The 25565-nt window shown below is 39.7% G+C and carries 23 protein-coding genes and 1 pseudogene; 15 read left to right on the forward strand and 9 right to left on the reverse strand.

Going from position 1 to position 25565, the window contains the following annotated elements; all coding sequences use genetic code 11:
* The first annotated feature begins 68 nt into the window (after positions 1-68).
* From KF872_07110 to KF872_07140, 7 genes are all read left to right on the forward strand, one after another.
* On the forward strand, positions 69-1664 hold the full coding sequence (locus tag KF872_07110; GenBank protein MBX2903311.1) for an NAD(P)/FAD-dependent oxidoreductase: 1596 nt from the start codon (positions 69-71) through the stop codon (positions 1662-1664).
* A gap of 271 nt (positions 1665-1935) precedes the next feature.
* Positions 1936-3813: a chloride channel protein gene (locus tag KF872_07115; GenBank protein MBX2903312.1), complete on the forward strand. Its 1878-nt coding sequence runs from the start codon at positions 1936-1938 to the stop codon at positions 3811-3813.
* A 46-nt stretch (positions 3814-3859) separates the two neighbouring features.
* Complete coding sequence (locus KF872_07120; protein ID MBX2903313.1) at positions 3860-4297, forward strand: carboxymuconolactone decarboxylase family protein; 438 nt, start codon at positions 3860-3862, stop codon at positions 4295-4297.
* A gap of 137 nt (positions 4298-4434) precedes the next feature.
* Positions 4435-5340: a serine/threonine-protein phosphatase gene (locus tag KF872_07125; GenBank protein MBX2903314.1), complete on the forward strand. Its 906-nt coding sequence runs from the start codon at positions 4435-4437 to the stop codon at positions 5338-5340.
* Between the two features lie 3 nt (positions 5341-5343).
* Positions 5344-7254: a serine/threonine protein kinase gene (locus tag KF872_07130; GenBank protein ID MBX2903315.1), complete on the forward strand. Its 1911-nt coding sequence runs from the start codon at positions 5344-5346 to the stop codon at positions 7252-7254.
* A 7-nt stretch (positions 7255-7261) separates the two neighbouring features.
* On the forward strand, positions 7262-8083 hold the full coding sequence (locus KF872_07135) for an RES domain-containing protein (protein MBX2903316.1): 822 nt from the start codon (positions 7262-7264) through the stop codon (positions 8081-8083).
* 28 nt (positions 8084-8111) lie between these two features.
* Entirely contained in the window at positions 8112-8723 is a 612-nt protein-coding gene (locus KF872_07140) for a hypothetical protein (protein ID MBX2903317.1), read from the forward strand.
* Between the two features lie 182 nt (positions 8724-8905).
* Here the strand turns inward: KF872_07140 and KF872_07145 are convergent, their stop codons facing one another.
* Together KF872_07145 and KF872_07150 are read right to left on the reverse strand one after the other, a co-directional pair.
* Positions 8906-9565: a nucleotidyl transferase AbiEii/AbiGii toxin family protein gene (locus KF872_07145; protein ID MBX2903318.1), complete on the reverse strand. Its 660-nt coding sequence runs from the start codon at positions 9563-9565 to the stop codon at positions 8906-8908.
* A complete protein-coding gene (locus tag KF872_07150) occupies positions 9562-10077 on the reverse strand; it encodes a hypothetical protein (GenBank protein ID MBX2903319.1) in 516 nt (171 codons plus the stop codon). Before KF872_07150 ends, KF872_07145 begins: the two co-directional genes overlap by 4 nt.
* Positions 10078-10303: 226 nt before the next feature.
* On the opposite strand from KF872_07150, the gene KF872_07155 reads away from it, so the two are divergent.
* Positions 10304-11521 (forward strand): trypsin-like peptidase domain-containing protein, encoded by a 1218-nt coding sequence (locus KF872_07155; protein ID MBX2903320.1) that lies wholly within the window; start codon positions 10304-10306, stop codon positions 11519-11521.
* A gap of 157 nt (positions 11522-11678) precedes the next feature.
* Here KF872_07155 and KF872_07160 read toward each other — a convergent pair whose 3' ends face one another.
* On the reverse strand, positions 11679-12434 hold the full coding sequence (locus KF872_07160; GenBank protein ID MBX2903321.1) for a DUF2249 domain-containing protein: 756 nt from the start codon (positions 12432-12434) through the stop codon (positions 11679-11681).
* 275 nt (positions 12435-12709) lie between these two features.
* Here KF872_07160 and KF872_07165 point away from each other — a divergent pair.
* The 6 genes and pseudogenes from KF872_07165 (at position 12710) to KF872_07190 (ending at position 17008) form a co-directional block, all read left to right on the forward strand.
* Positions 12710-13006: pseudogene (locus KF872_07165) on the forward strand (DUF2249 domain-containing protein).
* A 78-nt stretch (positions 13007-13084) separates the two neighbouring features.
* The gene (gene ric, locus KF872_07170) at positions 13085-14035 is read left to right on the forward strand and encodes an iron-sulfur cluster repair di-iron protein (protein MBX2903322.1); all 951 of its coding nucleotides are present in this window, start codon (positions 13085-13087) and stop codon (positions 14033-14035) included.
* 88 nt (positions 14036-14123) lie between these two features.
* Positions 14124-14954, forward strand: a complete 831-nt coding sequence (locus KF872_07175) for a DUF2249 domain-containing protein (protein MBX2903323.1) — start codon at positions 14124-14126, stop codon at positions 14952-14954.
* A gap of 6 nt (positions 14955-14960) precedes the next feature.
* A complete protein-coding gene (locus KF872_07180) occupies positions 14961-16247 on the forward strand; it encodes a cytochrome C oxidase subunit I (GenBank protein MBX2903324.1) in 1287 nt (428 codons plus the stop codon).
* Positions 16244-16573, forward strand: coding sequence for a metal-sulfur cluster assembly factor (locus KF872_07185; GenBank protein MBX2903325.1), 330 nt, complete (start codon positions 16244-16246; stop codon positions 16571-16573). Before KF872_07180 ends, KF872_07185 begins: the two co-directional genes overlap by 4 nt.
* A 3-nt stretch (positions 16574-16576) precedes the next feature.
* The gene (locus KF872_07190) at positions 16577-17008 is read left to right on the forward strand and encodes an Rrf2 family transcriptional regulator (protein MBX2903326.1); all 432 of its coding nucleotides are present in this window, start codon (positions 16577-16579) and stop codon (positions 17006-17008) included.
* A gap of 42 nt (positions 17009-17050) precedes the next feature.
* On the opposite strand, the gene KF872_07195 is transcribed toward KF872_07190, so the two are convergent.
* From KF872_07195 to KF872_07215, 5 genes are all read right to left on the reverse strand, one after another.
* Positions 17051-17533: a hypothetical protein gene (locus tag KF872_07195; GenBank protein MBX2903327.1), complete on the reverse strand. Its 483-nt coding sequence runs from the start codon at positions 17531-17533 to the stop codon at positions 17051-17053.
* A gap of 2 nt (positions 17534-17535) precedes the next feature.
* Positions 17536-18951 (reverse strand): tetratricopeptide repeat protein, encoded by a 1416-nt coding sequence (locus KF872_07200; protein ID MBX2903328.1) that lies wholly within the window; start codon positions 18949-18951, stop codon positions 17536-17538.
* A 96-nt stretch (positions 18952-19047) separates the two neighbouring features.
* Positions 19048-20313 carry a fumarylacetoacetase gene (gene fahA / locus KF872_07205; protein MBX2903329.1) on the reverse strand — a complete coding sequence of 422 codons (1266 nt, stop codon included), beginning with the start codon at positions 20311-20313 and terminating at the stop codon, positions 19048-19050.
* 114 nt (positions 20314-20427) lie between these two features.
* A complete protein-coding gene (locus tag KF872_07210) occupies positions 20428-20766 on the reverse strand; it encodes a hypothetical protein (GenBank protein MBX2903330.1) in 339 nt (112 codons plus the stop codon).
* A 9-nt stretch (positions 20767-20775) separates the two neighbouring features.
* Positions 20776-21609: a TIGR02757 family protein gene (locus KF872_07215; GenBank protein MBX2903331.1), complete on the reverse strand. Its 834-nt coding sequence runs from the start codon at positions 21607-21609 to the stop codon at positions 20776-20778.
* Between the two features lie 70 nt (positions 21610-21679).
* Here KF872_07215 and KF872_07220 point away from each other — a divergent pair, with 70 nt between their 5' ends.
* Positions 21680-24628 carry a serine hydrolase gene (locus KF872_07220; GenBank protein ID MBX2903332.1) on the forward strand — a complete coding sequence of 983 codons (2949 nt, stop codon included), beginning with the start codon at positions 21680-21682 and terminating at the stop codon, positions 24626-24628.
* An 11-nt stretch (positions 24629-24639) separates the two neighbouring features.
* Here KF872_07220 and KF872_07225 read toward each other — a convergent pair whose 3' ends face one another.
* The gene (locus KF872_07225; GenBank protein ID MBX2903333.1) at positions 24640-25530 is read right to left on the reverse strand and encodes a hypothetical protein; all 891 of its coding nucleotides are present in this window, start codon (positions 25528-25530) and stop codon (positions 24640-24642) included.
* Between the last annotated feature and the right edge of the window lie 35 nt (positions 25531-25565).

The raw sequence follows: 25565 nt of genomic DNA on the forward strand, positions 1-25565 counted from the left end.
TGCTTGCACCACTTTCTTATTCATTCAAAAAAAATATAGCTTTACTTACTTTCCAAACACACACAAGTATGCTTAAATCTAAACACATACAATCGTACCTTACACATAAACCCAGCGGCAAATTCGATGCTATTGTAATTGGCTCCGGCATGGGTGGCATTGCCACTGCCGCACTCCTAGCAAAAGAAGGCAAGCGTGTATTAGTACTGGAAAAACACTACACACCCGGAGGTTTCACGCATACCTACATGCGCAGAGGCTACGCTTGGGATGTGGGCGTGCATTATGTGGGCGAAATGCAGAACAACAAAAATCTAATGACAAAACTTTTTCACCATCTGAGCAATGGGAAATTGCAATGGGAAGACATGGGTGAAGTATATGACAAAATGATTTTTGGCAAAGAAGTATATGAATTTGTGAAAGGAAAAGAAGCTTTTAAAACCAAGATGAAAAGCTACTTCCCTGCTCCCGAAGATCAACAAGCTATAGACAACTACGTGCAGGCAATTTACGATGCCCAACGTGCTCAAATGAATTATTTTATTGAGAAACTCTTACCCAAATTTCTACAACCTCTATTAAGCAATTGGTTTCGCAAAAAGGCATTAAAGTGGAATCGCACAACCTTAGATGTATTGCAATCTATAACCAACAACCCAAAACTTATTGCAGTACTTACCGGGCAATTTGGCGACTACGGCTTGCCACCGGCTGAAAGCAGTTTTATGATGCACGCAGTTTTAGCCAAACACTACATGCGTGGCGGCAGCTACCCGGTTGGCGGATCCGGAAAAATTTTCGACACCATTGCACCTACTATTTGCGAAACCGATGGGCAAATTTTTGTAAATGCAGGCGTGCAAGAAATTATTATCGAAAACAACAAAGCTATAGGTGTAAGAATGGAAAATGGCAATGAATATTTTGCACCTGCCATTGTAAGCAATGCCGGAATTTACAATACATTCCGCAGTTTACTGCCCAAAGAAATTGCTACCCGCCACGGATTTGAAAAGCAATTAACACAACTAAAACCATCGGTTGGGCATGTGTGTCTTTACATTGGGCTGCGCCATTCCAAAGCATCGTTAAATTTGGGGAAAGCCAACTATTGGATTTTTCCTGATAACTATAATCACGACCAAAATATTAAGAACTACATTGCCAACCCCGATAGCGAAATTCCTGTTGCTTATGTATCTTTTCCATCGGCAAAAGACCCTGCTTGGGAAAACGAATTTCCGGAGCGCTCTACCATAGAAATTATTACGCTTGCACCTTACGAATGGTACGAAGCATGGCGCCACCAACCATGGATGAAACGCGACAACGACTATAAAGAGAAAAAAGAAAAACTAAGCCTGCGCCTTCTCGAAAAACTCTTTGAACAAGAACCGCAACTGCGCGATAAAATTGATTACTACGAACTTTCTACACCGCTGAGCACCGCTCACTTTACCAACTACCAAGCCGGAGAGCTTTATGGAATAGACCATAATGTGCAACGCTTTAACCAAACCTTCTTACGTCCCAAACTACCTGTAAAAAACTTATACCTAACCGGACAAGATATTGTAAGTTGTGGTGTGGGTGGAGCACTTTCGGCAGGCCTGCTTACAGCCTCCGCCATTACCGGAAAAAATTTACTCAAAACATTGTAGCACATACCTCATTTTGCTTTGTATAATAGTATCGGCTAGGCATTCCTTTCTGCTACTAACCTCATACACTACAGTTTTTTTTATGTACGTTTGTTGCACAAGTGCTGTAAAGCAAATTCAAAATACTTTTACTTACCACGTTGAACAATAGCCAACCATAGGTTTGCTTTCTTTTGTTCAACTTACCAATACGGTTGCAGTATATTCTTTGAAGTTGTATTTACGCTTTTAAATTCATTGTTACATCGGCTATGCACACTCATAAAAAAATATGATGTTAAACAAAGGAATACCTATTGCAACTTCCCTGAGTGCCACCTTCAACAACAGCAATTCCACCCAAAAAAAGTACAACAAAAAGAGACTGTTCAAACTCTCTGTCATCGCCATTTTTATTGCCGTGTGCATTAGCTTTATCGCTAAATTTTTAGTGAAGCTGATTGATTTAATTACCAATGTTTCTTTCTATGGAAACATTGCACTAACCGCAGCAAGCCCTGCAAATAATAACTACGGATGGTGGGTAATAATAGTGCCCGCTATTGGTGGCTTACTGGTGGGGCTGATGGCACTGTATGGCTCTAAAGCCATTCGCGGGCACGGTATTCCGGAAGCTATGGAACAAATACTAACCAATGAGAGTAAAATAAAACCCTCCATTACTTTTCTTAAACCACTTTCGTCTGCTATTTCTATAGGCACAGGCGGTCCTTTTGGAGCCGAAGGGCCAATTATTGCCACAGGAGGCGCATTGGGCTCTACCTTTGGGCAGCTATTGCAAATTACACCCAACGAACGGAAAATTCTATTAGCATCGGGAGCTACGGCAGGCATGTCGGCCATTTTTGGGAGCCCTGTTGCCGCCATATTTTTAGCCATAGAATTATTGCTGTTTGAATTTTCGCCCCGCTCATTTATTCCGGTGGCACTGGCATGTATTACCGGAGCTGCCGGCCACCACTTGCTTTTTGAAGAAGGCGTTGTGTTTCCCATACATACTGCTTTACCTGCTGCTTCTAACTACGCACTGTTTTTTTACGGCATCATGGGTATTGCCATAGGCTTATTTTCTATTGCTGCCACCAAGATTGTATATTTCATAGAAGATACCTTTGAAAAGCTCCCCATTCATTGGGCCTGGTGGCCTGCTATGGGAGGAGTTATAGTAGGCATTATCGGTTATTTTGAACCTCGCACTTTGGGTGTGGGCTACAATAATATCACCGATATTCTTTCGGGTTCTTTGCCCATACAAATGGTGCTATCGCTGTGCATTTTAAAATTTGCATCCTGGGCAATTTCGTTGGGCAGCGGCACTTCCGGTGGCACCTTAGCTCCTTTGCTTACCATTGGCGGTGCTATTGGTGCGCTGGTAGGCAATGTAGGAATGCAGTGGTTTCCCGATGCAGGAATTTCCATTTCTTTATCGGCATTGGTAGGCATGTCGGCAATGTTTGCCGGAGCCTCGCGCGCCTTTCTTACTTCCATAGTTTTTGCATTAGAAACTACCGGACAAATAAATGCTTTGCTGCCACTACTTTCCACTTGTACTTCGGCATATTTTGTTTCTTATTTCTTAATGGACAACACTATTATGACCGAAAAAATTGCCCGCAGAGGTGTGGTTACACCTTACTCCTACGAACCCGATATTTTAGAAAAAACCCAAGTAAAACAAATAGAAACAGACAGCGGTTTAATAATTAGCAGCACCATGAAAATTGGCGAAGTGCGCAACTGGTTTGAACAAGAAACTGCATTGCAGTCTAACTACTTTATTATTGCCGATACCGGTGGTGCATACCTGGGTTTGCTAAGTTCTACCTCCTTATTTAGTTGGCACCACCACGCCAACGAAACAGTAGGAGCATTGGTAAAGCGAAAATATTTATGTGTGCATCCCGATGATACTTTAAAAACAGCCGTATCTACTATGGCAAAGGAAAATGTAGATTTATTACCCGTAATTTCGGGTAAAGAAATTACCGGAGTTTTATCGTACCAACACATACTCTCCGTTTACAAAAACGGCATTGATGAAAACGAGAAAAAACAAAAACACATTTCGCTGAGCCGCCAGCGATTGAAGATATTGGTGCAAGGGCAGAAACTGGTATCTCTTATTAAAACAAAGAAAGACGACAGTTAATTTCCTTGGCTTTATTTTGCAGCATCTACAATTAAAAATATACCGAATGGAAAAACGAATAAACCTCTCTAAAGTAGCACCCGAAGCATACACCGCCATGCTTGGATTAGAAAAATACCTTGCCCAAAGCGGCTTAGATCCCATACTTTATGAACTAATAAAAACACGCGCTTCGCAAATAAATGGTTGTGCTTTTTGCATCAATATGCACACGCGCGATGCGCTCAAACACGGAGAAACAGCGCAGCGTTTGTTTTTGCTCGATGCCTGGCGCGAAACCGAACTTTACACACCTAAAGAAAGAGCAGTTTTGGCACTCACAGAAGCAGTTACCTTAATTGCCGGCAACCATATAAGCAACGAAGTGTACAACGAAGCTGCGGCTCATTTAACCGAAAAAGAATTGGCAGCAGTTATTATGGCAATAGTGGCAATAAATGGCTGGAATAGAATTGCCATTACTACCAACTTACCTTTAGACTAACGAGTGTTAGCATCCTGTTTCCCTCCTAAAAAAGTAAAGAAGTTATCTCCTTTTCTATTTTAAGAAAGGATTCTACCTTACTCGTATAAACTCCAAATCATTTAATTTGCACTACAATAAACCTAAAAAAAGCAGCTATGATAATATACTACATAATTGGAATAATAGCCATTATAGTATTAGTTTATGGTTTGCTAAAGCGCAGCAAAACCAATTATAAACAAACAAGTAGAATACAGCATAACTCAAAATCAGAAACTCCGGCAGAGTATCAAAAAGCTATAACCCAAATGGCTACTACGCAGCTTAATAACACTATTGGTTTATCAGAAAAACATGAATTTATACCCATAGAACATATAGCTTTCACCAATTCCGGCTCTCGCCCCACTAACCAAGATGCTTATTTTGCAGATAAAAATCTTTTTATTGTTTGTGATGGTGTTGGAGGCAATGCCTATGGAGAGGTTGCATCTAAAATTGCTTGCACATCATTAGCCCACTATTTTGCAGAAAACCCTACAACCACCTACGATTACCCATACCTGAGCCGAGCATTACACCGCACCGTTCAGCAGTTTAAAGAAACCACAAACAAATACCCCGAAACAAAAGGTATGGCAACTACGGTTGCCTTAATTGTGTTTAACAAGGCAGGTGCAAACATTGCCTGGCTGGGCGACAGCAGAGTATATCACATTCGCCACGGGCAAATTCTTTTTGTAACCGAAGACCACTCCTTAATAAACGAACTCTCCAAAAAAGGAGAGGATACTTCTGCAATTAAGAAAAACTTTATTACTAAATCTCTAAATGCCAAAGCAGATAGTGAATTTTCTATACAAACACTTTTGGAAACCGAAATTCAAAAAGGAGATTATTTTTTCCTTTGCACCGATGGCGTTCTCGAAAATATTACAGAAGAAATTCTATGCAGGGAATTAAGCAGTGAGGACTCGGTTAAAAATAAAGCGCAAAAAATATTCTCTTTATGCGAGGGAAATACATCAGATAATTTTACATTTCAACTCATCGAAGTATAACACATGGAAGTATCTCTACCATCTTTTAGAAAACGTTTCACTTACGACCCGCAAAAAGACCTGCTTGGCAAAGGTGGCTTTGGCGAAGTGTATAAAGCGTATGATAACGAGGACCAGCACTATGTTGCCCTCAAAATATCGCAAGGCACAGCCGATAACAAATACAATCTGATTACTGAAATCAAGCGTTTCAAAAAACTAAACCACCCCAATATTGTAAAACACATAGAGGCGTATGAAGTAAATGCAGGCAGCACCGATATACACGGCAATCCAATTTTATATCATGTTGGCATACTCGAATATGCCGATAGCGGTACGTTTGCCGATTTGCTTAAAAAAGGCACTCCCGATTATCGCGTAATAGAAACCCTCGCTAAAGACATTATTGAGGGGCTTGCCTATTTGCATAAAGAGGGCATAATACACCGCGACCTAAAACCCACCAACATTCTCTTATTTAACGAGGGCGAAAAGCTACGCGCTAAAATTACCGATTTTGGCATTGCAAAAAATACCAATGCCACAACTGCAAGCACCCAACTTGTTGGCACGGTGGAATACATGGCTCCCGAATATTTTACTACAGGTGATATCACTCCCGCCAGCGATGTTTGGAGTTTAGGCGTTATGCTCCTCGAAGCCCTTACCGGCACTCACCCCTTTGGCAAAACCTCACAAGGTTTAAGCAACGAACAAATTATTGCCAATATCCTGAACAAAGACATTAGCACAGCCACTGCAAACCTCACAGAGCCACTCAAAAAAATTGTTACCGATTGCCTAAGGCGCAAAGTTGATTTAAGAGCACAAAGTGCCGAAGTATTTACTACCTCATTTTTAAACCCTACCAATAACCCCTTTGAAGAGCAAACGCAGGTAATTGAAACAAAGAAAAAAGAAGCAAGTAGCCAAAGTAAGAAACCGAAGTCGAAAAGGTTATGGAATGCATTGTTTAACTTCGAATTATCTAATGGAAAATGGAGAAAATTCATCGCTAAAGAGCTAATGGTACTTTTAGCGTCAAGTATAATATCGTTACTTCTTCCTTTTTTATTATCCACAATTCTATACTCAGTTTCTCTTGTTAAAAAAAATAAAATTGAGTCGGAATTAAAAATCATAAATCCTCAGATAGACAGCTTAAAATCTATGATAGATTCCCCGTTCAAATTTTCAGATAGTTACTTTGGCTGGCATCAAAAAGACTCTTCAAGACTATATACTGATTTAGGAGGAGTTTATGATGAACTTTGTTACTGGATAGCCATTGATAAATTGAATTTTGATAGTGAGCTTTCTGACATTAGGCAATATAGAAGTGTTTCTTATTTTTCCTTTGCGCAATACGCTCGTAGTAAACTAAAAAATAATGACCAAATTTGGCTTGTTAAATTGCAAACAGTTTTAAGAGATCACGATGACAATTGGGAAAATTTCAACCTAGTAAGTGCTATAGAATCCGTGAACAATTTATCGCTTGATATGCCTCAAGGAGGTGGCGACAATACTTCGCTCTTCCCAGATTATATATTTGAACCATCTTACTTTATAGAAGAAATTTCAAAGCGTATTAAGATTGAGGGGTGGGTGGATTGGTTCTTCGAATATAGAGTTAATAAAAATCCTTTATTCATAAAATATTTACAGACGAAAGAGGTAAAAAACATATCAGAGTTTGTTTCACTCTTTGAAAAAGTATTTGAATGTAACAGATTGGAGGAGCGGAAAAAGAAATTGCAATATGAACTACAATATAAACTACAATATGAACTACGTAAAACTGAAAATTTTTGGGGCATGAATACCATAGGTGATAATGAAATTGAATTATTTCCTTTCTTATTCTTTTACCCTTTCCGTTTTACCATAGCGATTATTTTGTGGTCTATTAAAACTTTACGAAGCAACTAATACATCTATGCATAAAATTAATGGTATAAAAGGAGTAAACATGTTTTGTCGGGTGATGAAAGACCTCTGCAAGAGAGGAGAATACAATGAGATTAAAAGTTCGTTCATCTCATCACAGCAGATATTCTATAAGACATTTATCTCAAAGGGTAAAACACTCTATCGTTGCAGAATTCACACAGAGACTGATATTGGTAAAAAATTCAAATTGTTTAAAGACGTAGGTTACAATAGAGATTCTTCAAAAGTCAAACTTGGGCGTTGTAATGAAAAAGGTCAAGGAGTATTTTATTGCTCCGAAAATATTTGGGCAGCTTTTCTTGAAACAAAACCGTTATTAAAAAAGCCAGAGCCAATTATTGCAACAATAACAGAGTGGACTGCGGAATCTGATATTGAAATGAGATTTGTAATTCAACCTTTTCCGAGCAAGCGCATACATCCGTATGAAAACGACTTAGGAAAACTGTATGATGCTGAAATGATCGAAGTCGAAAGGGAAGAAAAGATTACTACAGACCTATATTTTGAGTTTATCAATGATTTGATGGGATCAAAAGGTGAAGAACATTATCTCATAACTACTGCTTATGCAAATATTGCTTTTACAAATTCAAACGGTTTAGTTTACAGAAGCGTAGTAGACGTAGATTCATACAATGTAGTTTTTAAGAAAGATGTTGAGGATATGGGGCTTATTAAACTTACTAATGCCAAATGGGTTTCCATCTTACCTCAAAAAGTTGAGTCTCCATTAGAAACCGATTATGATATTGACGAGAAGTATTGTAAAGAAATAAATCAAGAAGAGAAACTGATCGTGTGGTAGTTCCAATTTCCATAAATAAATAAGTTTCATGGCAAATCATAACTCAATTCCCGAACTTCAGTTAGTGGCAATGAAGGAAACTTTGAATGCTGTATATATTCTCTTAGCAGATGAGAATATTTCTGGTTCTCTTTTTATTAGTCACAATAAAATAATCAACAAGTGCCGTTATGGTTATCCGTCAGCAATTCTGTTATTTTCATTTATTGATGCAGTTGACACACTTTACAACAAAGGCAAGTATAAAATCGCATTTAGGATATTAAATGATGAAATATTCGGCTCTCAAAATCTAAAAGAAAAAGCGTGTGACAACCTATACGATAAATATCGCAGTAGTTTATCTCACAATTTGGCTTTGCCTGATAACGCTTTCTTGATTTTTAGTTCTGAAAATCCCAAAGCTTTTATATCAAATGCTAATCCCAACAAAATTGACCAAGTAAACTTGCACGCACTTTTCAAACTATGTGTTTCAGCATTTGAACATTTGAATAGGGAACATCCGCAGGTATTTCACTCCTCTGAACGGATTAAAAATATTATTCAAAAAGGATTAGACTTTACAGGTATTCCAAAGGCATGCGATTCACCATCTGGAGCTACTTATATTTCTCCAATTGATAAAGACATAGTGTAATACATCGTTCTATGATTAACTTCTTCCTAAAAATAGTAAACACTCCTTTCTTGCAATGAAAGGCACCACAGAAAAACAAGGCAAATGCAATTCAAAATCTGGCTGGCCTTACCTTGCTTGCCAATGAGTAATTATGACATTTTGGGAGGGCAACAAAAGAGTAGGTTAAGGGTTATCAATCACTACTTTAAAAACGCAGCAATTCTTTCCTGCAATACCTTCACGCTTTCTGTATCCGCCAAATGTGCCAGCATGGTTTCAGGCGTTAAAAAAGCTAATTGTTGCTGTAAGTATTGTCGCACGTTTTCAGGTGCCTCTTCAATATTATTTTCCCATTGGCTGTTGCCTGCTAATAAATAGATAATGTCTTCCATATCGTGGCTGGTGCGCGGGTCTTTACCTCGGTCGGCAAAGGCGGCAAACTTGGTGGCTAAAAAGTAGGGTAGCGGCAGCAACTGCACCTGTAGGTTGCTGTTTACTTTTTCTTTAAACACAAACGGTAATCCTTCTGCAAACCACACATTGGCAGGCGCCCACCCAATGGCGCGGGTACTCATTACATCAACTACAATATCGCTGTATCTGAATCGGCAAAGCACTAAATCTTCCGGTGTTTGTTTAAAGCCACGGGCAGTAAGCTTTTCGCGCACGGTTTCCAATTCGTGCGCAGTGGTTATTTCCAGAAAAAAATCAACATCCTTGGTTGGGCGGCTGTCTTCGCTCTCCGGGTCGGTGTACAAACCTACTGTAGCTCCGCCCACAAAAACCGCTTCATCGTTCAGGTCGCCAATAGCATGGGCAATCAGCGCAATGGCAGCCAGATTTTCTTCGCGCCCATTCATACATTTAACCGCTTTTTAATTTCTGCAATTGCCATTTGCTGTTCGCGCACTCTGCCCACGCGCAGGGCATCAGTTAGTGCCAATAACTCATATATATCGGGGTCGCGTAAACTGGCATCAATCGCACCCTTGTAAAGCGGTTCAATAGCACGCCCCCGTACCTTGCCTTTGGCATATTTCCACACATACGGCTCGCTGCTACGTATTTCGTTGTTCAAAGGCGGTGCAGCATGTGATGTAGGAATGCCCCTTACCATTTCACCCGGTCGCACCGGAAACACATAGCGAATACCGTATTGTAAAAAATCAATCAGCGCGGGTTTCATAATAATAGCTTTGTCCTCACTAATCAACCCGGCAAACACTGAGCGGCTGATAGAATAACTAAACTCGCCTAAGCTGATTTTCATTTGCTCGGCAATGTCTTTCATTATCCATTCGCGCTCTTTTAAAGAGGCAAGTTTTAGCAAGATAGCTACATCCTGCGGTTTCATTCCGGCATGTTTTCTCATGTTGTAAAGTTACTAATATTTCACAATTCACGAAATGTGAAATTTGAGTGCAAAACCATTGTAAATCAGTTATTTACTTAAACTTGTACTGAAAGTTAAAACAAAGTGTTTCACATTTTGTGAAACTACTTTTTTACCATATTAATTCGCAAATTGCGAATCAGCCGCTGGTTTCTACTTTCAGGAAATTGGAAGCTGAAGAGAACTTTTACTTTAATTTGTGCCAATGAAAACCTACACCATCGGTCGAAATTCCGAAGCCGACATTATACTCACAGCCCACTTTTGCAGCCGCGACCACGCTAAACTTACAATTAGCAACACGGGTAAAATCTTCTTGCAGGATATCAGCAGCAACGGCACAACCATCAACGGTAAAAAAATAACTAACCAAACCAGTGAAGTAAATTATGGAGATGAAATTCTTTTTGCAGGAGTAGAAAAATTAGACTGGAGTAAAATCGAAAAACCTCAACCAAAACATCCAATTCCTGCTCCGCCAATTCCTGCTCCTCCATTTGTAAAACGTTACGCGCTTAAAACAGTTATTGCCCTCTCATCAATCGGCTTGCTTTTATTGCTTTTCCGATTTATTAGCGGTGTTAATACTTCAAAACCGGAAATGCCACTAAGCGCAACTGAAATTTACAACCGTTACAAAAACACAGTTGTGTTGGTTGAAGTAAAATACTATGTGCGCATACACACCAAAGCAACCCAACTTTATTTCGGCTTAAAGCCCAACAAGGAAATTGATTTTAATAAAGATAAAAGTGAGTTACAGCCGCTTTCATCGGAGGGTACTGCTTTTTTTATTGATAGCAACGGAACACTTATTACCAATCACCACGTTATTAAACCCTGGCAATTCGATAGAAACCTGAAAGATTACTTTTTCACTAAAATTAAACCTGCAATTAAAAAAGCACTACGCGAAGGCGGTTGGGGCGAAGACGACCCCAAATTCTATGGTGAATTAGAAGCCATTTACATTTATCCAAATGGCAAAAGGTTCACTCCCGAAAACCGTATTCAATGCACCGAGCTAAAAATTTCTGATGATGAAGACATTGACCTCGCTTCTATTCAAACAATTTCCGGCAGTTTGCCGCAGGGTGTATCAATTATTTCGCGTAAAGAAACAGAACCCGATGAAACTAAAATTCAGGTAGGCTCTCCTGCTTTCGTAATTAGCTTTCCGTATGGTGATGAGTTAGCAACAAACGAAAGCAATGAACTAAATTGCACTTCTACAACAGGCAGTTTCACACAGCCTCCTGCCAAAAAATACATTCAATACTCAGCCCAAGTTGCAAGTGGCAGCAGCGGTTCACCGGTTTTTAATCAGTATGGAAAACTTGTTGCAGTTACTTACCTCGGATCTTCTTCGGGTCAAAGTTTTAATAGAGGAATTTTAATAAAATATCTCTCTATGCTTCAGTAAAACAAACAGCACATTGAGTGTGGCAATCTACTGCATTATGTTTAATCGAGCTACCATGAATTAACTAAAACAGCTTTTTATACACTCCTCCTTACAAAAAAACAGCCCCAATAGTTTACACTACCGAGGCTGAAAAATCAAAACTGCAAATAGCCTTCTACATCTTCTTCACTTTCACAACACGTACTTTCCATACCTCCGGTCCGCTCACTATATATTCCCATTTAAATGGTTCTTTACTCTCTGCCTCCATTTGGTAATATAGTGGTTTGGGGTCGTGATCGTTCGTAAACTCAAATGCTTCGCCCTGCTTAATATCTGCAAATGCTTTGTAAAACATTTCGTGGCGCTCGGTGGGCGGATAAGGGCGAATATCAAACTCATTCACTACCGAAAAACCATCATCTCCCAAGCCCGTTTTGGCATTCTTGGTAATGTGAATTACATATTCATTGAGTGCTTTCTTTTTGTAAATCCATGTGTGTTTACCTTCAAACTTATTTACAAAAACACCATGAATTTCTGTTGGGTCTTCTTTAGCAATAAGTTCCATAGTAGTTCCCGCTTCCATCATTCCATAACGGTGAAATACTACTTGCCGCCAATCTTTCTGCTCAATTTTACGAAGGTCTAAAAGTGTAGAAATATCGGCAAATTCGCGCCCTTGCGAAGCCTCTGTTCGCGTAACTTTTACTTTCCATTCTCTGCCACCTCGGCTCAAATATTCCCAACCAACCACATCGCCATAAATAGATCTAAATTCATAATACAGCGGAATGGGATCATGATCGTTTATAAAAATAAAATGTTCGCCCACCGGCAATTCTTTAAATAGCTGGATAAGCATTTCGTGGCGCTTAATTGGTATATATACGCGCACATCTAATTCTTCGATTACTGCTTCATTATTCATACTTAGAAATATTGTTTGTGTTACAATTCTACAATTTAACGGCATAAAAGTACTTAAATACTTTTATTTTAAAAATCTTTTTACTTTTGATGTGAAAATTTTATCACCAAACCATAGCAATTATGCAAACAGCTAATGAAACCGTTATCAATGTTCAAGAAATAGAACCACGGTTAAGACATCAAACTATATTTCAGGTATTTAATACGCTGCAAGAAGGTGAGAGCCTTATTATCCACAACAACCACGACCCCAAACCCGTGTACTACCAACTAATGGATTTACGCGGAAATATTTTCAGTTGGCAGTACCTACAAGAAGGTCCCGAATGGTGGGATATTCGCGTTACAAGAATTATACCTATAGTACCCACAGAGGATAAAGATTTCATTATCAATATTCCCATTATTGAACCACGCATGAAGCATGCCACTATCTTTCATGTGTACGACAGCTTAAAAGCCGGAGAATCATTTATTATCCACAACAACCACGATCCCAAGCCCGTTTACTACCAGCTTGCAGACCAACATGGCAACACTTTTACTTGGGAATACCTGCAACAAGGACCCGAATGGTGGGATATTCGCGTTACCAAAAAAGAAACTGCGCAGCAAACACCTGCATCAGAAAACAACACCACCGAGAACTTGCAACAAGGAGAAACAGTTTTAGATATTCCATCGCTTGAGCCACGCCTAAAACATCCTACCATTTTTAAAACTTTTGATAGCCTGCAAGCAGGCCAAAGTTTCATTATTCACAACGACCACGATCCTAAACCTGTATATTACCAACTACTAAATGAACGTGGCGATGTATTTACTTGGGAATACTTGCTGCAAGGGCCGCAATGGTGGGATATTCGCGTTACAAGAAAAGGCGAAGAAAGCACCGAAACCATTGGCGAAATAGTAGCCAAAGACATGCGCAAAGCCCAGGTTTTTAAAAAGTATGGCATTGATTTTTGCTGCGGAGGTAAAAAAACGGTGCGCCAAGCGTGTGCTGAAAAAAGAATAGATGCCACACAAGTAGAGCACGAACTCCGTCAACCCGTGCAAGGCATTACTTCCGGCAATATGAATTTCGATGATTGGAGTGTAGATTTTCTTGCCGATTTTATTGTAAACACACACCACCAATACGTACGCAAATACTTACCAGAAATTATGGGCTATGCCGCCAAAGTAGCACAAGTACACGGTACGCACCACCCCGAACTTCTAAAAATTAAAGAACTTTTTACACAAGTAAATCAAGAACTTTCGCAACATCTTATTGATGAAGAAAGCAAACTGTTTCCGGCAATTAAAGAGTTATCTAAAGCCAAAAACTCGCAAATTGCCTACAACAGTACCTCTGGCGAAACCTTCAATGCAATGGTGGCAGCCACCGAGCAAGAGCACGATAATGTAGGGCGCTTACTCGACCAAATACGGAAACTAAGCCACCACTATACCATTCCCGAAGATGCCTGCACCAGCTATAAACTACTCTTTAATATGTTAGAAGAATTTGAGAACGATTTATTTATACACATACATCTCGAAAACAACCTCCTTTTTCCTAAAGCCTTGGATATTGAAAAATCGCTTTCGTAATATACTTCCATTTGCTGCTGTAAATACCTGAATTGCTTTTTATTCGCGTATTTGCGGCAGCTTTTAAAACAGTATAAGTCCATAGCAAATGCTTATAAATGAACGAACCAAAATTGCAGCACTCCTAAAGCATCATCCCGATGCATTGGAAACAATAGTGGCCATAGCACCCGATTTTAAAAAGCTGCGCAATCCTATTCTTCGGGCAATTATGGCGGGAAGAACCAGCATTGCCATGGCATCGAAAGTAGGCAACTGCAAACCCGAAGATTTCTTTAAAGCATTGGCACCATTGGGATTTGAAATAGACAGCCATACCAAAGCAGAAGAAAAACCCATAGAAAAGCAACCGCAGCCGGAATTTTTGGCAACACGCACACCGGAGCAAATTATTCACTTCGATGTACGCGCCATGCTTGCAGAAGGAAACGACCCGCTCAAGCAAATTCAACAAAAAGCAAAAGCGCTCAATGCGAGCGAAACGCTCCTTATTATCAATAATTTTGAACCCGTACCGCTCATAAAATTATTAGAAAAACAAGGCTTTTCAACCTATGTAAACCACATAAATACCGATACCATAGAAACCTATTTTTTCAAAGAAAAAAATACCGAAGCCGATAATAACACAGCCGATGCAATAGAAGAAAACATCGCTACTTCGGGCGATTGGGAGCAGGTGCTTGCACACTTTCAAAACAACTTGGAAGAAATAGACGTGCGCCACCTAGAAATGCCGCTTCCTATGATAACCATTTTAGAAGCATTGGAAACCCTACCAAATGAAAAAGCACTTTATGTACACCATAAAAGAATTCCGGTATTTCTACTTACAGAGCTAAAGGAACGCCACTTTGAATACCGCATAAAAGAAATACAAGATGGTGAAGTTTATTTGCTCATTTTTAAAAATAGATAACCATTTATGTTAGCACCAAGCATTGGTGGCGGACTACAACAAACCACCAATTACAAAGTAGTAGTGCCGTTTTATGTTTATGCTGCCATTTCTTTTTTGGTGGCAACTGTGCTGCTATTGTGCCATACAGATATAGTGGAGTTACACTACTTCCAACCATACACATTGGCCATCACACATATTATGGCGTTGGGTTGGGCTACCATGATTATTTTGGGCGCTTCGCACCAATTACTTCCGGTACTGGTAGAAGGCAAACTCGATAGCAATTTACTGGCTTACCTTACCTTTGCAGCTACTGCAATCGGCATTCCATTTTTGGTAATTGGATTTTATATTTTTCATGTAGGCTGGGTACTGCAAACCGGAGCTGTACTAATAAATATTGGCGTAGTTTTTTACCTCCTCAATGTATTCGAAAGCTCATTTAAAAGCAAGCAACGCAATGTACATACCTGGTATATTCTTACTGCCGCGCTATGGTTGTTTTCAACTACTTTTTTAGGCTTATTATTGGTGTTCAATTTTACGCACCATTTACTTGCAAAAGATTCGTTGGCGTACCTTTCTATTCATGCACACTTAGGCATTGCAGGCTGGTTTCTGCTCTTGGTAATTGGAGTTGGGTCGCGTTTAATTCCCATGTTTTTAATTTCAAAATATAACAACAACCAATTGCTATGGTGGATATACGGTTTGGTGAATATGGGCTTGGTAAGTTTCCTTCTTTTTAAGGTATTAGATTTCCCTGCTGTGTACTTCTATGGCTCTATTGCTATTGCATTTAGCGGCATAGTATTGTTTAGCATACATTGCATAAAAGCGTACCGCGTTAGAATCAGAAAAAATGTAGATGAACAAATGAAAACATCGCTGCTTTCGGTACTGCAAATGCTGCTTCCGTTTGTGGCACTCATTACCACACTTCTTATTTTGCCTGCAGAAAAATATCCACGCATGGCATTGCTTTACGGCTTCTGTATTTTCTTTGGTTGGCTTACTGCCATTATTTTGGGCATGACCTTTAAAACACTTCCATTTATTGTATGGAACAAAGTATATCACAAAAAGGCACATGCCGGTAAAACACCTGCACCCAAAGAGCTTTTTAGCGAAAAAATTTATCGAGCCATGTTACACTGCTACCTTTCCGGCTTTGTATTGTTTGCCTTAGGCATTATTCTTTTCAATACGGTTGTATTAAAGCTAGGAGCCGCTGCATTGGTTGCTGCTGCTGCATTGTATGTATTAAACATTGGAAAAATTATTCTTCACCAACCAAAAAAATTATGAGCGTACACGTAACTACCAACGATACTGCCAGATGCAATTTTGCACTCATAGGACTCTACAATGTATATGATCCAGAAATAGGATTAAACGTGGTGGATTTGGGTTTGATATATGAATTAGACTTTAATGAAGCCGATAAAAAAGTTACCGCCACCATGACACTCACTACTCAATTTTGCCCTATGGGAGATGCCATTACAAGCGATGTTACCGATTCGCTTGCCAATGCTTTTCCCGAATGGAAAATAGATGTAAACTTAACTTTCGATCCGCCTTGGGATCATTCAAAAATTTCTGCAGAAGGAAAAGAATCTTTAGGCCATTAAACTATGCTGAACCATACATGCAAAACTGCTATTAAAGCCGTAATTTACTTAGCAGGAAAAAGTAAAACAGGCGATAAAGCCAGTATTAAAGAAATTGCCGAACACATCAATGCCAGCGAACATACCGTTGGTAAAACTTTGCAAACATTGGTGAAGCAAAAAATCATCAACAGTTTAAAAGGTCCCTCCGGTGGTTTTTACTTAGATGAGAAGCAGCAAAACCTCCCTATTTTTAATATAGTTGAAACTATTGAAGGCAAGGGCGTTTTCAAAGAATGTGGCTTAGGTTTAAGCAAATGTTCTGCCACGCACCCATGCCCTATTCACAACGAATACAAGGTTGCCCGCGAGTTGATTGAAAAAATATTCAGAGAGCGAAAAGTAAAAGACCTCTGTACTCCGGTAAGCAACGGTCTGGCATTTTTAATGGACTAAAAACGCATGAAGCAATACTTCTTTTGCAATACACGCATTGCTTTATCTAATCTTTCCCGAAAAAATTTTAGAAAGCACAGCATCTGCCTCTGCAATACTCTTAACGCCAATGCGTAGATGGCTGCCATTATGCAAGTACAATACAATTCCGGTGGTACAGCCTGTATTAAAGAGCGGGTTACTGCCAAAGCCCATACCCGGCAACAAAAAAGGAAACTTAAAACTAACGGCACTTGCGCTTTTTACTTCGCTCCATGCTATTTGCTGCTGCTTATTAAATGGAGCAGCACTTACGCTTACTCCTTTAGCTGTAATTTCTAACTTGGTTTTAAATAGTAGCAGCATTGCCAACTCTGCCAATAATGCCACCACTACCGCCAATTCCATTACAAAGTACTTTCCATTGCCATCGAAATAGAAAAACAATAACAAAGCAGAAATTGCCACCAGTATTTTAAGGAGCACCCACTTATTTTTGTACTCCAATGTTTCGCTAAATAAAATTGTATTGCCAACTGCACTCATTGCTAATCTCTGTATTGCTCTATTACCTGAAGAATTACAGCATCGTCTTTTAGCTCTTCAAACAATTCAAAAATAATGGTGTGTAAATCGAAGTTAAGCATCAAGGCTTTTTCTAACGAAAGAATGGCTTCGTGTTTAATGCCTGCTTGATAGTAAAATACTGCTTTGATATAGATAATATCTGCCTCGCCTTCAAATTTTATTTCTGCTTCTTTTAGCAATGCAAATGCAGCTTCGTAATCTTCCAACTCATAATAAGCTGCTGCAAGGTTTATCCAATGCCCTTTAAACTTAGAATCGGTTTCTAAAATTTGCTCAAAGAGTGCTACTGCTTTATCAATATCTTCTATTTGCAAACATGCATCGGCCAAACCAAGCAAGTAGTCTATATTTTCTTTGCTCAACTTCACGGCTCTTTCATAAGCCGAAATTGCTTGACTCCAATTTTCTTCTTTCTTATAGGTTTCGCCCAATAAGTAAAAGGCTTCGGCATAATGCGGATCTATGGCAATTGCCTTGCGAATAAAGTTTCGCGCCTTAGGAATATCGTTTACCTTTTCGTAACACTCGCCTGTTTTTAAATAAAGCTCCTTTTGTGGCTTCCCAATTTTTATGGCTTCGTGATAAAAATTAAGTGCTGTGGCATATTCTTCTTTCATGAATAATACATCGGCAATGCAAATGTATCCGGCATCAAATTCTTCTTTGATGGCAACCACGTATTCAAAGGCATCTTGTGCATTATTCCAATCTTGCTTTCCGGCATAGGCATGGCCTAAATTAAACCACGCCAAATGGTTATACGGCATGGTTTCTATCAATGCTTTATGAAAAGCAATGCTATTATCGTAGCGCTCGGTAAGTTCATAAGCAAACCAAAGGCGATTGAGCGCTTCTTCGTTCTCGGGTTCAAAATGCAATGCTTGCTGCAGGCTTTCTATTACTTCGGCATAGCGCTCTTTATCTTCAAACACATCTGCTTTTTCTAAAAAAAGTTCGCAGCGGTCGGCATCGCTTTCTGCCAGATTAAACCCATTTTCTATTTCTGCCAAAGCGGCTTCGTGCTCACCTTTAAACAAAAGGATATCGGCACGAGTAAGCGCAATACGTACATCGCTAGGATCCAGCACTTCGGCATAGCCAATAAATTCCAGTGCATCGTCTAAGCGGTTTTGTTCGGCAAATACTTCGGCTTTTTTCAATAAAAACTCACCGCTAAAAGGAAATTGTTCAATAGCACTGTCAATTACATTCATTGCTTTTTTGAACTCGCGGTTGTCCTGATAATACAAGATTATTTTTTCAAAACTTTCTTCATCAAAATGAGGTGCTGTGTTTGTTTGCATTGCAGCTTCATATTGCTGAATCAATTCAATGATTTCACCAAAATCGGGGCTGTTAAATTCTTCTTCAAACATGTTGTGAAATTAACGTAAATGAAATGAAGGAATCGTTAAAACTCGCTCATCGAATTTAATTTTTTCCGGCTATACAGCGCAGAGGTTTTCCACATCTTAACTATGTGCGGGCAGAATAGAACCTACGCAAGTACCAAAGCCAATGCGAATACCATTTTTCTCTGCAAAAGCGCGTATAGTAATAGTATCGCCATCTTGCAGGTATTTTCTTTCGGTGCCATCGGGCAAGTGCAACGATTTTTTTCCACCTTCGGTAAGTTCCAACAAAGAGCCTAAAGAATCCGAAGTAGGACCGCTAATAGTGCCACTCGCATATACATCGCCCACTTGAATATTACATCCGTTTACAGTGTGGTGTGCCAACTGCTGGCGAATACTCCAATACAAGTATTTGGTGTTGCTGTTTGAAATTACCATAGAAGTTCCCGAAGCTGTGGTAAGCGTTACTTCCAGGTGTATATCGAAATTGGCATTACCGCTTTGCTGTTGCAAATATGGCAACACTTCCGGCTCTTGTACGGGCGATGCCGTACGCACTGCTTGCAAGGCTTCTAACGGCACTAACCACGGAGAAATGGTGGAACCAAAGTTTTTACCAAGGAAAGGACCCAACGGCACATATTCCCATCGCTGAATATCGCGCGCGCTCCAATCGTTGAAGATTACCAAACCAAAAATATAATCTTCTGCCACGGCAGTAGAAACACTTTCGCCCAGCATGGTTTCTTTACCCACTACAAAAGCCATTTCGAGTTCAATATCCAGTGCTTTAGTAGCACCAAAAGAAGGCATTGCAGCATCATCGGCTTTGGTTTGCCCTTTTGGCCTGCGAATTGGCGTGCCACTTACCACAATTGAAGAGGCTCTGCCATGATAACCAACCGGAAGATGCTTCCAATTAGGCATTAACGGATTATCGGGACGAAACAATTTGCCCACATTGGTTGCATGCTCTATGCTCGAATAAAAATCTGTATAGTTGGGAATATGAATAGGCAGCAGCATTTGAGCATCGCTTTGGTTTACAAATGCTTGCTCGCGCAGTGCAATATCGTTTTTAAGCTCAGTATTTTCTTCGTGCAGTAATTCTTGAATACGCTGCCTTACTTTATTGGTAGTTGGCTTCCCTAATGCTATAAATTCATTCAAAGTAGTTTTAGAAAATACCTGAACGTCTTTTACAATACCACTGAATTTACCTGCAGCACTTAATACGGCCAAGTCTAAAATAAAACTACCAATGGCAACTCCGGCACGTGGTGTGTGTGTTGCTGTTTTAAAAATTCCGTAGGGAAGGTTGTGCCAAGTAAAATCTGAGTTTTCTGAAACCTCCACCCAGCTTACATTTTTAAATGCTGTCATGCTTACAATTATTTGTTTTAGTAAAAGTATAGTTGCTGCGGTGCAAATATGTTGTTTAATAAGAATTGGCTGCAATTAGATGCATACAATGCAATTGAGCAAATTTTACTTCGCTTATACATCAAAACTCCAATCTTCACCCTCGTTAGAAAACTGCTTTCTGGTGGCAGCTTTCTGAATTTCGCGCTCAATAATTGCATCTGCCATTACTGCTGCAAAGCCATCTTGCGGATGCTTTAGCAGTTCCTCTTTCAATTTTTTTTCGTTCACATCTACCCGATAAAGCAACCACATTAAATGCTCCATGTTGCGCGAAGCAAGCTCTTCTATTCTGGCAATGAGCAGCGCTCTAAACTGCTGCCATTGCTCACTTTCGCTCAGTGTTGCTGCAGGCAGCAGTTGTGGGTTTATCTCAAAATTTTCTGCCAATTGAGTTTGAATATCTGTTTGCATGAGTTGTGTTTATTTCAAGAATTTTCGGGTATTTATTTTCTCACTCACACCCATTCCAAAGAGTGCAAAATCGTACTTTACAGGATCGTTTGGATCAAACATTTTCAACACTTCCGTTAACTCTAAAACAGTTTGCCAATCGCGCTGCGAGCGTTGAATTAGTCCTAATTTTCTAGAAACATTTTCTACATGTACGTCTAAAGGGCAAAGTAAATCGCATGGTTTAATATTGTGCCATAATCCAAAATCTACTTTATGCTTATCGCTTCTAACCATCCAACGCAGAAACATATTCAGGCGCTTGCAGGTACTCTTTCTTTCGGGTGTTGCAATATGCTTTCGGGTACGCAAAGGAGCTTCTTCCAACGAAAAAAAATAATGGTGAAAATTTTCCAGCCGCCACTCTGTTAAATGGCGCGACACTTTATCTTTTACATTTTTTGTGTGCCACAAAAAAGCATCTTCTAATGAATGATGTGCCGTGTAATGCTGCTTGAAAAATTCAATAAAATAAAGTGCATCGGTTGCATTGAAAGTTCTGTGTTTAAACTGCAAAAACGGTTTCAGGTCTTTTTGAGTATGATGCAATACAAAATCGTGTGGTGCATTATCCATCCACGCCATTAGTTTCTGAGCAGCATTTATGATAGATTTTCTATTGCCCCATGCCAACATAGCTGTCCAAAACGCTGCAATTTCAATATCTTGCAGTTTAGTGAATTGATGCGGAATTTGAATAGGGTCGTCTTCTATAAACGTGAGCGTATTAAACTGGTGGTATTTTTCTTCCAACAATTCATGTAACCGTTTGTTGTTCGCTAAACTTTTTGGGTGTTTAGTCATCGCACATTTTATGTGTAGATAATGACACAAATAAATGGTTTTCTTTTCTGTGTTTTGAAGCTATATAGTTATGCATAAAAATATATTGGTTCGTATTGGGTTTGGGATGGCATTCTTTTTGTGCCTTATTCCAAATTTATTGCCCGCACAAGAAGACTACTTTAGCCATTGGAATACCAACAAGGCCTGCAAGCATTGGGTAGATTCTGTTTACGAGCAGCTTACGCTAGATGAGCGCATAGCACAATGCTTTATGCTGCCAGCTTACACAGCCGGAAAAGATTACAATATGGATACCGTTTTGCGCCTTATTAGCGAAGGCAAAGCCGGTGGTGTAATATTCTTTAAAGGCAACCCAACGGCTCAAGTAAACTGGACCAATAAAATACAGGAAGCAGCCAAAGTAAAAGTAATGGTTGCCATTGATGGCGAGTGGGGACTTTCTATGCGCATAGACAGCACCATTGTATATCCAAAACAAATGGCATTGGGCGCTTTGGCTCACAACGAACTAATTTTTGAAATGGGTAAACAAATTGGCAAGCAATGCAAACGCATGGGTATTCATGTAAATTTTGCACCCAGCGTAGATGTAAACAACAACCCCAAAAATCCGGTAATAAACGATAGAAGTTTCGGAGAGAATAAATATAAAGTTACAGACAAAGCCATCCAATACATGCGCGGTATGCAAAGCCAAGGAATATTGGCTTGTGCCAAGCATTTTCCGGGTCATGGCGACACAGAAACCGACTCGCATTACGACCTTCCGGTTATCAATAAATCGCTACAACAATTAGAAGAAACAGAACTGTTTCCATTCCGAAAAATATTTAAAGAACATGTTGGCAGTGTAATGGTAGCACATTTGTATTTGCCACAATTAGACACTTCGAGCAGAATAGCCGGAACACTTTCGCCCAAAATAACCACAGAGCTTTTACGCAATCAAATGGGTTATGAAGGACTGGTATTTTCCGATGCGCTAAACATGAAAGGTGTAAGTAAATACTTTCAACCTGGCGTGGTAGATTCTTTAGCTTTTATTGCGGGAAACGATGTATTGGTATTTTCCGAAAACTGCGTACAAGGTATTTCAAAAATTCGTGCAGCTATAGATAGCGGCTTTGTAAAAGAGCAAGAACTAGAAAATAGAGTAAAGCGGATTCTATCGTATAAATATTTACTTGGCTTACACACATTCACGCCAATCAACAGCGAAGGTTTGGCAAATGATTTAAACGATTTCAACTATGCAAACACACAAGAAAAATTGTTTGAACAAGCTGTAACCATTGCTGCCAACTCCGATTCTTTAATTCCATTAAACACCAAAGAGCACTTAAAAAGAATAGCCACTGTGGGCATAAAAACCACTAAGCCAAGCACCTTTCAAAACATACTCAGGCAATGGTTAGAAGTAGATGAATTTACAGTAGAAAACGATACCCACACCAATCGATACCAAACACTCTTTGATACCCTTGCGCCATACGATGCGGTAGTAATTAGCCTGCATGGTCTAGGCAGACTGCCTTCCAAAAATTACAATGTATCGCAACAAACCGTGGCGTTTGTAAACAAATTGGCTGCCACTACCAAAGTAATTTTGATAATTCCGGGCAATGCATACCTGCTTGGCAGTTTCCCCAATATTAGAACTGCAATTGTAGCATACGATGAAAACGATGCTGCACAGCGCGCTGCTGCCAATGCTTTAATGGGAGCTATTCCGGTAAGCGGCACACTACCCGTTACCGTAGGAAACTTTACTGCAGGAACCGGATTTAAAATTGAAAAACCCGTGCGCTTACAGTTCTCTGTGCCTGCCGCTGCAGGTATAGACCCACTCGATTTACAACCTATTGGCGATGAAATTTTAGATGCACTTATTGCACATGCAATGCCAGGTTGCCAATTGGTAGTTACGCACGAAAACAAGGTTATTCTTAACCGCGCTTACGGCAACCCCACTTATGAATCTTCGCAAAAAGTTAGTACCACAGATTTGTTTGATGTGGCTTCGCTCACAAAAATTCTCTCTACCACGCTTGCTATAATGAAACTATACGATGAAGGAAAAATTGACCTCACCAAATCGGTAAACGAGTACCTCGACTTGCCTGCCGATGCTACCATAAAAAATATTATGATTCGCAACTTGCTGCTGCACCAAAGCGGTTTGAAACCTTTCATAAAATTTCATGACGCATTTAAAGATGCATACGATTTCCATTTAGTTTTTAAAGAAGTAAAAGACAGTATATTTTCTATTCCCGTAGCCGAAAACCTATTTATGCGTGCCGACTATAAAGACTCCATGTGGCACCAAATTATACACGCTCCGGTAAGCACCAAACCCAGCTATGTGTATAGCGATTTAAATTTCTACATTCTTCAAAAATTGGTAGAAAAAATTTCGGGTATGCCGCTACAGGATTATGTGCAAAAAACTTTCTACGAACCAATGGCATTGAGCAGAATCGGATACCTGCCCTTAAACCGCTTTGATATATTGCGCCTCATTCCTACCGAAATTGACACCTCCTTCCGCAAGCAAGTAATTCACGGCTTTGTGCACGACCCTGGTGCTGCCATGATGGGCGGTGTAGCCGGGCACGCAGGAGTTTTTTCTAACGCTATGGATGTAGCAGCCGTAATGCAGATGCTAATCAATAAAGGCAGCTATAACAATGTACACTTTTTAAAGCCTTCTACCGTAGCACTCTTCACCAAAAAATTAGGAACCAACTCGCGCAGAGCATTGGGCTTCGATAAACCTGAAGGCGATGAAAACAAACCAAGCCCTTGCTCCGAAAATACTCCGCTTAGTGCTTTTGGGCATTCGGGTTTTACCGGCACTTGCACTTGGGCAGACCCCGATACCAAAACTGTGTTTGTGTTTTTGAGCAATAGAGTTTACCCTGCTGCTTCAAACAATAAATTAGTAAAAATGAACTTGCGAACCAAGTTGCAACATATTGTTTACAAGGCTATTCGCAATCACGAAATACGATAATTCCTACTTTTTTATATAGCCGTTTTTGCCCAGTTGGTAAACGAGCCATCGCTGCATTTTGCACGCACCCAAAAATAACTTACGCTAGACGAACCGTTTGAAATAGCAACAGTTCCACTGGTTTGTGTACCCGATAAAATATTGCCTCTACTGGTTGATGAAGATGAAAATGAATACTCAAACAAAACACCTCCATTAGCATTAAAGCTATAGTTAATCTCCATGCTGTTTACTTTGTATGCATATAAATTTGAAGGCATTAAACACAACCCTGCACCTTGATTGTAGTTCTGGGGACAATGAAAACTCTTAGGGCCTGCCCACTTGCTATATTTACTTCCACCACAGTTTCCTCTTACATAAAAATCGTAAGTAGTGTTAGCATTCAAAACTGCTTGTGTAGTATATTTGTTATTGGTTCTTATTAGCTCACCTTCGCCAATTTTAAAACCGGTAGGGCCGTATTGAACATCAAAATAATCATTAGAAGCATACCAACTAAGCTCTGCCACACTGCTGGTAAATTCTGCTTCTAAGATACTCGGATTAGCACAAGTACTGGTAGAGCCATCAATTACAAACACTTGTGCATTAGACCATGCACCTTTTTCATTGCCGCAAACGGCTCTAAGGTAAACATCGTAAGTGCCATAATCTAAATTTTCAATTACCGGACGTGTGGCAGAAATGGTTTTTACAGTTCCATTACCCTTAATAAAGCCCGATATACCGTACTCAACTTCATACGTAGTATAAGCCGTTTGGTATATATTCAAATTAGCTTGTGTATTTTCTACAGCAACACTAAAATCAACTTGCGGGCAAGAATCTTCACCCCCTTCTTTCTTTGTACAAGCTGCCATACTGAATAGTAAAAGTATAGGCAATAAAAATTTTTTCATGTATGATGGTTTAGGCAAATATACAACTTCTCTGC

The organism is Chitinophagales bacterium (genome assembly GCA_019638515.1).
Classification (GTDB): Bacteria; Bacteroidota; Bacteroidia; order Chitinophagales; family LD1; genus UBA7692.

Coding starts and splice junctions, on each gene's coding strand:
- KF872_07195 (MBX2903327.1), bottom strand. CDS start 17,533: ATGAGTGCAGTTGGCAATACAATTTTATTTAGCGAAACATTGGAGTAC.
- KF872_07115 (MBX2903312.1), top strand. CDS start 1,936: ATGATGTTAAACAAAGGAATACCTATTGCAACTTCCCTGAGTGCCACC.
- fahA (MBX2903329.1), bottom strand. CDS start 20,313: ATGACAGCATTTAAAAATGTAAGCTGGGTGGAGGTTTCAGAAAACTCA.
- KF872_07200 (MBX2903328.1), bottom strand. CDS start 18,951: ATGTTTGAAGAAGAATTTAACAGCCCCGATTTTGGTGAAATCATTGAA.
- KF872_07150 (MBX2903319.1), bottom strand. CDS start 10,077: ATGAGAAAACATGCCGGAATGAAACCGCAGGATGTAGCTATCTTGCTA.
- KF872_07135 (MBX2903316.1), top strand. CDS start 7,262: ATGCATAAAATTAATGGTATAAAAGGAGTAAACATGTTTTGTCGGGTG.
- KF872_07175 (MBX2903323.1), top strand. CDS start 14,124: ATGCTTATAAATGAACGAACCAAAATTGCAGCACTCCTAAAGCATCAT.
- KF872_07125 (MBX2903314.1), top strand. CDS start 4,435: ATGATAATATACTACATAATTGGAATAATAGCCATTATAGTATTAGTT.
- KF872_07215 (MBX2903331.1), bottom strand. CDS start 21,609: ATGACTAAACACCCAAAAAGTTTAGCGAACAACAAACGGTTACATGAA.
- KF872_07225 (MBX2903333.1), bottom strand. CDS start 25,530: ATGAAAAAATTTTTATTGCCTATACTTTTACTATTCAGTATGGCAGCT.
- KF872_07110 (MBX2903311.1), top strand. CDS start 69: ATGCTTAAATCTAAACACATACAATCGTACCTTACACATAAACCCAGC.
- KF872_07140 (MBX2903317.1), top strand. CDS start 8,112: ATGGCAAATCATAACTCAATTCCCGAACTTCAGTTAGTGGCAATGAAG.
- KF872_07120 (MBX2903313.1), top strand. CDS start 3,860: ATGGAAAAACGAATAAACCTCTCTAAAGTAGCACCCGAAGCATACACC.
- KF872_07155 (MBX2903320.1), top strand. CDS start 10,304: ATGAAAACCTACACCATCGGTCGAAATTCCGAAGCCGACATTATACTC.
- KF872_07185 (MBX2903325.1), top strand. CDS start 16,244: ATGAGCGTACACGTAACTACCAACGATACTGCCAGATGCAATTTTGCA.
- KF872_07160 (MBX2903321.1), bottom strand. CDS start 12,434: ATGAATAATGAAGCAGTAATCGAAGAATTAGATGTGCGCGTATATATA.
- KF872_07220 (MBX2903332.1), top strand. CDS start 21,680: ATGCATAAAAATATATTGGTTCGTATTGGGTTTGGGATGGCATTCTTT.
- KF872_07180 (MBX2903324.1), top strand. CDS start 14,961: ATGTTAGCACCAAGCATTGGTGGCGGACTACAACAAACCACCAATTAC.
- KF872_07130 (MBX2903315.1), top strand. CDS start 5,344: ATGGAAGTATCTCTACCATCTTTTAGAAAACGTTTCACTTACGACCCG.
- KF872_07210 (MBX2903330.1), bottom strand. CDS start 20,766: ATGCAAACAGATATTCAAACTCAATTGGCAGAAAATTTTGAGATAAAC.
- KF872_07190 (MBX2903326.1), top strand. CDS start 16,577: ATGCTGAACCATACATGCAAAACTGCTATTAAAGCCGTAATTTACTTA.
- KF872_07145 (MBX2903318.1), bottom strand. CDS start 9,565: ATGAATGGGCGCGAAGAAAATCTGGCTGCCATTGCGCTGATTGCCCAT.